The 7840-nt window shown below is 65.4% G+C and carries 9 protein-coding genes; all 9 read left to right on the forward strand.

Annotation, left to right across the window (positions count from 1 at the left end; all coding sequences use genetic code 11):
* Positions 1–54: 54 nt before the first annotated feature.
* Positions 55–882 carry an ABC transporter ATP-binding protein gene (locus NZN28_RS07330; protein WP_295396733.1) on the forward strand — a complete coding sequence of 276 codons (828 nt, stop codon included), beginning with the start codon at positions 55–57 and terminating at the stop codon, positions 880–882.
* Positions 883–1215, forward strand: coding sequence for a hypothetical protein (locus NZN28_RS07335; protein WP_295396734.1), 333 nt, complete (start codon positions 883–885; stop codon positions 1213–1215).
* On the forward strand, positions 1212–1760 hold the full coding sequence (locus tag NZN28_RS07340) for a histidine phosphatase family protein (RefSeq protein WP_295396736.1): 549 nt from the start codon (positions 1212–1214) through the stop codon (positions 1758–1760). The genes NZN28_RS07335 and NZN28_RS07340 overlap by 4 nt, the downstream gene beginning before the upstream one ends.
* Positions 1750–2265, forward strand: coding sequence for a bifunctional adenosylcobinamide kinase/adenosylcobinamide-phosphate guanylyltransferase (cobU, locus tag NZN28_RS07345; protein ID WP_295396738.1), 516 nt, complete (start codon positions 1750–1752; stop codon positions 2263–2265). The genes NZN28_RS07340 and cobU overlap by 11 nt, the downstream gene beginning before the upstream one ends.
* A 161-nt stretch (positions 2266–2426) precedes the next feature.
* Positions 2427–3473, forward strand: coding sequence for a nicotinate-nucleotide--dimethylbenzimidazole phosphoribosyltransferase (gene cobT / locus NZN28_RS07350; RefSeq protein WP_295396740.1), 1047 nt, complete (start codon positions 2427–2429; stop codon positions 3471–3473).
* Between the two features lie 141 nt (positions 3474–3614).
* Entirely contained in the window at positions 3615–3848 is a 234-nt protein-coding gene (locus NZN28_RS07355; protein WP_295396743.1) for a DUF5522 domain-containing protein, read from the forward strand.
* A 3-nt stretch (positions 3849–3851) separates the two neighbouring features.
* Complete coding sequence (locus NZN28_RS07360) at positions 3852–4550, forward strand: adenosylcobinamide-GDP ribazoletransferase (protein ID WP_295396745.1); 699 nt, start codon at positions 3852–3854, stop codon at positions 4548–4550.
* Positions 4551–5268: 718 nt separating this feature from the next.
* The gene (locus NZN28_RS07365; protein WP_295396747.1) at positions 5269–6924 is read left to right on the forward strand and encodes a methylmalonyl-CoA mutase family protein; all 1656 of its coding nucleotides are present in this window, start codon (positions 5269–5271) and stop codon (positions 6922–6924) included.
* Between the two features lie 6 nt (positions 6925–6930).
* Positions 6931–7587, forward strand: coding sequence for an alpha/beta fold hydrolase (locus NZN28_RS07370; protein WP_295396749.1), 657 nt, complete (start codon positions 6931–6933; stop codon positions 7585–7587).
* The last annotated feature ends 253 nt before the right edge of the window (positions 7588–7840 follow it).

Consider the following 7840-nt stretch of genomic DNA (forward strand, 5'->3'; position numbering starts at 1 on the left):
GTACAGGTGGGCTACCCTTTTCAGGTTCAAAATTTTGGGGAAGGAAATTGAGAAATGAATCCGGCAGCAAAAGGCTACGCGATGCTTGGGGAGGATTCTCTGTTTCACCCGATTGCCTCGTATTCACTAGCGGCTGTTGACCTCTGGTTTTCCTACCGCAACCAGCCGGTGCTGCGGGGGGTGAGCCTCAAGCTTCGCCCCGGCGAGTGGCTGGCCCTCCTGGGCCCCAACGGGGTGGGAAAAAGCACGCTGCTGCGGTTGATGGCGGGGTTGCTCCGACCCGAAGCGGGCGAGGTGCAGCTGGGGGGGGAGCGCCTGGAGCGGCTGTCGAGCTGGGTGCGGGGCCAGCAAATTGCCTTCCTGCCGCAAAACGGCGGCTACCCCGAAGAACTCACGGTGGAGGAGGTGGTGATGCTGGGGCGCACCCCGCACCTGGGGTTGCTGGGCCGGGCCGGCAAGGCCGACCGGGCCGCCGTCGAGTGGGCCATGGCCGAGACCCAGGTGGCCGCATTTCGTCACCGCCGGTTGCCCACCCTTTCGGGCGGGGAGCGGCAGCGGGCGTTGCTGGCCCGGGCGCTGGCGGCCCGCCCGCAGTTTTTGCTCCTGGACGAGCCCACCAACCACCTCGACCTGCACCACCAGGCCGAGTTTATCGGCCTGCTGGCGGGCTTGCGGGCCCAGGGCATGGGCATCCTGACGGTGCTGCACGACCCCAACCTGGCCCGCCGGGCCGACCGGGTCGCTTTTTTGCACGACGGCCAGCTCCTGGCCCTGGGCAGCCCCCTCGAGGTGCTCCGGGAGCCGCTTTTGCAGTCGGTGTACGGGGGCTGGGTGCGGGTGCATGAGGTGGAGGGCGAGCCGGTGGTGCTTCTGGGAGGGTAGATGCAGGCCAGCCTAAAGGTGACCCCCACGCTGTTGCTGTTGGACCTGGGCGAGGTGCGCCGCCTGATGACCCAGGATGGCCCCCGGCTGGCCCGCTACGTGGCGGTGCTGCGCGAACCGCTGGCCCGCTGCGTGCGCCTGCGGGGGGTGGGGGCTTCAGCGCTCATGCGCCGGGGGCTTCCGCCGGGCGAGACCCTGCTCTACGCCCTGCCGGACGACCCGCTGGACTTCGAGCTGGAAGGCCCCAACCTGCGCCTGCCGGGGCTAAAGCTGTACCTGGGCGGCCCCCCCGAGTTCATCGAGACCCCGTTCTATGCCTGGGTGGAGCCATGAGCGAGCTATGGCTGGTGCGCCACGGCCAGACCCCCTGGAACGTAGAGGGTCGGCTGACCGGCTGGACAGACCTGCCCCTCACCGCGCTGGGCGAGCAGCAGGCCCAGGCCCTGCGGGGCTGGCTCTCGGCGGAGCGCTTTGGGCGGGTGCTGGCCTCGGATCTGCAGCGGGCCGTGCAGACCGCGCGTCTGGCCTACGGTGAGCCCCAGGAGGTGCTGGCCGAGCTGCGCGAGCTGAATTTTGGCGACCTCGAGGGCCTGCGCTGGGCCGAACTGCCCGAGTCCGAGCGCAACGCCCTGCTGGCCTTCGAGGGCTTTCAGGCCCCCGGTGGGGAGTCCACCGCCCAGCTTCGCCGGCGGGTGTATGCCCGTTTTGACCAGCTACCCCCAGGCCGCCACCTGATCTTCACCCACGGGGGGGTGCTGCGGATGGTGCTGCGCGAGTTTGACCAAGACCGCTTCCTGCCCCCCTGCGCGGTGCTGGGGCTGGACTGGGCCCACAAGCGGGTGCTGTTTGTGCGGGGGGAGGGGGCCGATGGAAGCTAGGCTCATCCTGGTGACGGGGGGCGCACGCGCGGGCAAAAGCGCCTTTGCCCAGGAGTGGGCCCATGCGCTGGGCGATGGCAAGGTCAGCTTCATCGCCACCGCCCAGGCCCTGGATGAAGAGATGCGCCAGCGCATCGAACAGCACCGGGCCGAGCGCCCCCCTACCTGGGAGACCTTGGAAGAACCGCTGGAGGTGCCCTTTGCCCTCTCGCAGGCCCGGGGCCGGGTGGTGCTTTTGGACTGCCTGACCCTGTGGGTTTCCAACCTGATGCTGGCCGGGCGCGAGGTCTTGCCCGAGGTCGAGAACCTTTTGGCGGTTCGGGCCGAGGCGGGCAAAACCCTGCTGGTCGTCACCAACGAGGTGGGCATGGGCATTGTGCCCGACAACCCCCTGGCCCGGCGCTACCGCGACCTTCTGGGCGCAGCCAACCGACGGATGGCCGAACAGGCCGATGTGGTGTATCTGCTGGTTTCGGGGATTCCCCTGAAGCTCAAGTCGTTGTGAGGGAAGAACGATGGGCGGAACAGCGAAGCTAGGTAGGATTCCTGGGAAAGAATGGCCCGGCTTGACGATATTTGCAGATCGTATACGAGCCAGTGCACCGCGGCCTTTGGCTTTCGGCCTCCCCAGAAGACCGCAATAGTACCTGACCCTCTAAAGAGCCTATGAACTTCAACATCCAACCTGTTTCGCAAGAATGGCTCCAAAGAGCCCTCGAGTACCAGAACACCCTGACCAAGCCGCCAGGGTCGCTGGGCTTTCTGGAGACGCTGGGCTGCCAGCTGGCCGCCATCCAGAAGACCCTGCACCCCAGGCTGGGCCGGGGGGCGGTGGTGGTCTGCGCCGCTGACCACGGTGTGAGTGCCGAGGGGGTTTCGGCCTACCCCGCCGAGGTGACCGCGCAGATGGTGCTCAACTTTCAGGCCGGGGGGGCGGCCATCAACCAGCTGGCCCGAACCGCCGAGGCCGAGGTCTGGGTGGTGGATGTGGGTGTGAATTCCCCTCGGCCAGGCGGGCAGAGCCGGGTTCGAAGCGGCACCGGCAACATCCGCCTCGAGCCCGCCATGACCCTGGCCGAGGCCGAGCAAGCCATTCGGGTTGGGGCGGAAGCCGCAAAAGCCGCCATTGCGCAGGGGGCCACCCTGCTGGCGGCGGGAGACATGGGCATCGGCAACACCACCGCCGCCGCCGCGCTCACGGCGGCCTTGCTGGGCCTCGAGGCCGAGGCGGTTACCGGGCGCGGTACGGGGGTGGACGAGGCGGGCTACCAGAGGAAGCTCGAGGTCGTCCGGGCCGCGCTCAACCGGGCCCGCTCCCGCCTGGGTGAACTCAAGGAGGCCCATCCCCTGGCCCTGCTGGCCGAGCTGGGCGGCCTGGAAATCGCAGCGATTGCCGGGGTCTTCCTGGCCGGGGCCGAGGCGGGCTTGCCCCTGGTGACCGACGGTTTCCCGGTGACCGCCGGGGCTTTGCTGGCCTGCCGGATGGAGCCCAGGGTGCGCGGTTATCTGTTCGCCGGGCACCGCTCGGTGGAGCCGGGGCACACCCGGCAGCTCGAAGCCCTGGGGCTCAGGCCCATCCTGGAGCTGGATTTGCGCCTGGGCGAGGGCACCGGGGCAGTGCTGAGCTTCCCCGTCCTGCGGGCGGCTGCGGCAGTGATGGCAGGCATGGCCACATTTTCCCAGGCGGGGGTCTCACAGGCCGAAAAGTTGTAGAAATTTTCGTTAAAACGTCCTTGGCTTACAGCATTTTCGAGCCAGAAGGCCGTCCGGTGAGGCGAAGGAAGGCCCGGCAAACATAAGCCAGATGGGTATTCCGCCCGGAAAATTCTGTAGAATCAGTCTAAGGAAACAGGAATGCCTGGAAACGAACTCAAAGAAAACCTGGACTATTACCTCGAGGACGGTCTGTACGTCTTCACCGAGGCCTATCACCTGCGGCGCGGTTACTGCTGCGGCTCCAGGTGCCGCCACTGCCCCTATCCCAAAGAGATTCAGGCCCAGACCATCCAGCTAAGGCTCGAGGGCCGCCCCATCAAAACCCGCGAGGAATTCCTCGCCCGCTTCGGCCCGGTTCTGGTAAAACCTTAAGCGGTGCGTTCTCTCTGGCTGGCTGTGGGCTTTCTGACCACCTTCCCCGTTCCCCCTTTGGGGGAGGTGCACTCGGGCGAGATGAAGGCGGCCTCGGCCTTCTATCCGGTGGCGGGCTATTTGATTGGGGCGGTGCTGGCCTTGCTGGCCTGGCTGACGGCGGGTTTGCCCGACGGGCTACAGGGGGCGCTTTTGCTGGCCGCCTGGCTGGCCTGTACGGGCATGCTGCACCTCGACGGCCTGCTCGACACTGCCGATGCCCTGCTCTCCATGAAACCCCCCGCCGAACGCCTGCGGATTCTGGGGGATGTGTACCTGGGCAGCTTTGCCTTTGGGGTGGGCTTTATGGTCTTGCTCCTGAAGTGGCAGCTGCTGGCGGCGGGGCCCTCGCCATGGCTGCTTCTGGGCCTGCCAGCCCTGGTGCGCTTTGCCCTGCTCTTGCCCATGAACCTGTTCCCGGCGGCCCGCCCGGAAGGGCTGGGGGCGCGGAGCCGGGAGGGCCGGCTGATGCCGGCTTTTCTCTTCGCCCTGCCGGCGCTGCTGGCCTTTCCCTGGGTGGGCCTGGCGGTGGTGGCGGCCATGCTCGGGCTGGCCTACTGGGCCGCCGGAAGGCTGGGCGGCGGGCTTTCGGGTGATGTGTACGGCATGCTGGTCGAACTGGGCGAGCTGGTGGGGCTGCTGGTGGCGGTGGCTTGGCTCTGAAGGCCCCACCGCCGGTGGCTACCGTTTATAGTAAACAGTCGTAAAGATACCCATACACGCTCACAGAAGGGTGACAGCCTTCAACCCCCTCCTTACGCGGCAGGGAGGGTTTATGTCAAGGCCCTCAAAACACACGATTGCGAAGGGCCAGGTCAGCCACCCCACCTAACCTCCCCTACGAGGTAGGGGAGGGACAGAGCACGTCCAGGCCAGGATTTACTCAAGTCGCGCACCGCGAGTTGTAGTTGTGCGGGTTTTTATCGCGCTCTTCACAGAGTTAGCCGCCCATCCAGGCAGCCACGTCTGAGAAGAGCGCGATATTGTAGACAGTACAGATACCCATACCCCCCCACAGAAGGGTGACAGCCCTCGACCCCCTCCCTACCGCGTAGGGAGGGTTGGGGAGGGTTTATGCCAAGGCCCTCAAATCACATGATTGCATGAAGGGCCAGGTCAGCCACCCCACCTGGCCTCCCCTACGAGGTAGGGGAGGGACAGAGCGAGTCCAGGCGAGGATTGACTTGATTTGCTCACTGCGCGGGTGTGGTTGTATGGGCTTTTATACAACACAGTAATTCAGTTTTTCTGCGGGAAGCTCAAAAGGCATCGCCTCTCACCTCGCATTCCGTGCCAGGGGCATGGCTTCAACTTATCATATTCCGTTCAACATCTAACGGAATCACACCTTTGTGCACCAAAGGCGTTATATAATCCAGGTATGGCACAGCCCAGACCCAAGCACGCCTGGATGCGCGAAACCTACCAGAAGTCGCTGCAAAAAATGCCCGAGCGTAAGGTCGCGCACAAGACCCTCTCGGACATCGCCCCCGAGCCGCTCTACACCCCCGAAGACCTCAAGGACTTCAACTACCACGACAAGCTGGGCCACCCCGGCGAGTACCCCTACACCCGTGGGGTGTATGGCTCCATGTACCGCAGCCGGCTCTGGACCATGCGGATGTTTGCCGGCTTCGGCACCGCCGAGCAGACCAACGAGCGCTTCAAAAAGCTCCTGGCTGCCGGACAAAACGGGCTTTCCACCGCCTTCGACCTGCCCACCCTGATGGGCTACGACTCCGACCACCCCCTCTCCAAAGGCGAGGTGGGCAAGTGCGGGGTGGCGGTCTCCAGCCTGGCCGATATGGAGCTGCTTTTCGAGGGCATCAACCTGGAAGAGGTCACCACCTCCATGACCATCAACAGCCCTGCCAACGCCATCTGGGCCATGTACCTGGCCGCGGCCAAGAAAAAGGGCTACCGCTGGGAGAAACTGGGCGGCACCATTCAGAACGACATCCTGAAGGAGTTCATCGCCCAGAAGGAGTTCATCTTCCCCCCCGAACCCAGCGTCAAGCTGGTCATCGACACCTTCGAGTGGGGGCCTAAACACGTCCCCAAGTGGAACTTCATCTCGGTCTCGGGCTACCACATCCGCGAGGCCGGCTCCACCGCCGTCCAGGAGCTGGCCTTTACCCTGGCCGACGGGTTTGAGTACGTGGAGTGGGCCCTCAAGCGCGGTCTGGACATTGACGAGTTTGCCCCCCGCATCAGCTTCTTCTTCAACGCCCACAACGACTTCTTCGAGGAGATTGCCAAATTCCGCGCAGCCAGGCGCATCTGGGCCAAAGAGATGCGCCACCGCTACGGGGCCAAGAAGGAACTGAGCTGGATGCTCCGCACCCACGCCCAGACCGCCGGGGTCTCGCTCACCGCACAGCAGCCCTTAATCAACATCGCCCGGGTGGCCATCCAGGCCCTGGCCGCGGTGCTGGGCGGCACCAACAGCCTGCACACCGACGCCTACGACGAGGCCCTGGCCCTGCCCACCGAGGAGAGCGCCAAAATTGCCCTGCGCACCCAGCAAATTATTGCCTACGAGTCGGGCGTGACCCACACCGCCGACCCCCTGGCGGGGAGCTACTACCTGGAGTGGCTGACCGACCAGATGGAGGCCCAGGCCATGCAGATTATCTCGGATATCCGCCGGATGGGCGGGGTGGTGCGGGCCATCGAGGAGGGCTACTTCCTGCGCGAAATTGCCGACGCCAGCTACCGCTTCCAGCAGGAGGTAGAGCGGGGCGAGCGCATCATCGTGGGGGTGAACGCTTTCCAGGATGAGGGCCTGCAGGTGCCCATCCAGCTCATAGACCCCGAAGTGGAGCGCGTTCAGGCCGAGCGGCTGGCCAGGGTGCGGCGCGAGCGAGACCCCATCGCCGTGCAGATGGCCCTGGAGGGATTGCGGCAGGCTGCCAGGGAGGGTCGCAACACCATGCCCTACTTCGTGGAGTGCGCCCTGGCCTACTGCACCCTGGGCGAGATGATGGACGAGCTCCGGGCTGTGTATGGGGTCTACGAGGAGCCGGTGCTGGTATAAAAGGGCATGCCGCTCTTTAGCCATCACAAGCCCCGTGCTCTGCTGCCCTACGCGCTCTATCTACCCCAAGGCCAGGCCCCCAGGGGCGGCTGGCCGCTGATTCTGTTTCTGCACGGCTCCGGTGAGCGGGGCCGGGACGGCAAGAAGCAGGCCACGGTGGGCCTGGGCCCGGCCATACAGGCAAACCCCAAGAGCTGGCCCGCGGTGGTGCTGATGCCGCAGTGCCCCAAAGAAGCCCAGTGGCGGGGCGAGCCGCTGGCCCGGGCCTATGAACTCCTGGGTCAGGTAGAAACCCAGTACCAGACCAACCCCCGCCGCGTTTATCTAACCGGCCTTTCGATGGGTGGCTACGGCTGCTGGAACCTGGCCTGCCAGTACCCCGAGCGCTTCGCCGCGGTGGCCCCCATCTGCGGGGCGGGCGACCCTTTCCTGGTCTGGCAGAGGCTTTCCAGGGTGCCCATCTGGAACTTCCACGGGGCCGCCGACGAGGTGGTGCCGGTGAGCTTTTCTCGAGCCCTGACCGACGCGCTGGCCAAGGCGGGCAACGCCCAGGCCCGCTATACCGAGTACCCCACGGAGAAGCACGACGTGTGGAACCGGGTCTACCGGGAGAGCGAGTTCATTCGCTGGCTGTTTGCCCAGCAGAAGCGGAAAACCAGATAGCAGTTGGGGGTTTTTGGTCGCGCTCGAGAAATCGCACCTGGTGCAGCGAGACGCCCCGGAAAACCCCGACCTCATGCCGCTCTGCTTGAACACTTCGCAAACACATGGGAAACCAGAAGCAGGGATTGGGGGAAGGTATTATCGCGCTCTTCACAGACGTGGGCGCCCACGAAAACGAGAAGGAACAAAGAGACGTGCCTCACCGAGGGGGGGCACGCGGGTATGCGGTGGGGCTGGGCCGGGACGCAGGTTT

It is taken from the genome of Meiothermus sp. (assembly GCF_025056915.1).
GTDB lineage: Bacteria > Deinococcota > Deinococci > Deinococcales > Thermaceae > Meiothermus.

What these genes read in the sequence shown, in the direction of transcription:
- NZN28_RS07330 (WP_295396733.1), top strand. Translation starts at nt 55, where the DNA reads ATGAATCCGGCAGCAAAAGGCTACGCGATGCTTGGGGAGGATTCTCTG.
- NZN28_RS07335 (WP_295396734.1), top strand. Translation starts at nt 883, where the DNA reads ATGCAGGCCAGCCTAAAGGTGACCCCCACGCTGTTGCTGTTGGACCTG.
- NZN28_RS07340 (WP_295396736.1), top strand. Translation starts at nt 1,212, where the DNA reads ATGAGCGAGCTATGGCTGGTGCGCCACGGCCAGACCCCCTGGAACGTA.
- cobU (WP_295396738.1), top strand. Translation starts at nt 1,750, where the DNA reads ATGGAAGCTAGGCTCATCCTGGTGACGGGGGGCGCACGCGCGGGCAAA.
- cobT (WP_295396740.1), top strand. Translation starts at nt 2,427, where the DNA reads ATGAACTTCAACATCCAACCTGTTTCGCAAGAATGGCTCCAAAGAGCC.
- NZN28_RS07355 (WP_295396743.1), top strand. Translation starts at nt 3,615, where the DNA reads ATGCCTGGAAACGAACTCAAAGAAAACCTGGACTATTACCTCGAGGAC.
- NZN28_RS07365 (WP_295396747.1), top strand. Translation starts at nt 5,269, where the DNA reads ATGGCACAGCCCAGACCCAAGCACGCCTGGATGCGCGAAACCTACCAG.
- NZN28_RS07370 (WP_295396749.1), top strand. Translation starts at nt 6,931, where the DNA reads ATGCCGCTCTTTAGCCATCACAAGCCCCGTGCTCTGCTGCCCTACGCG.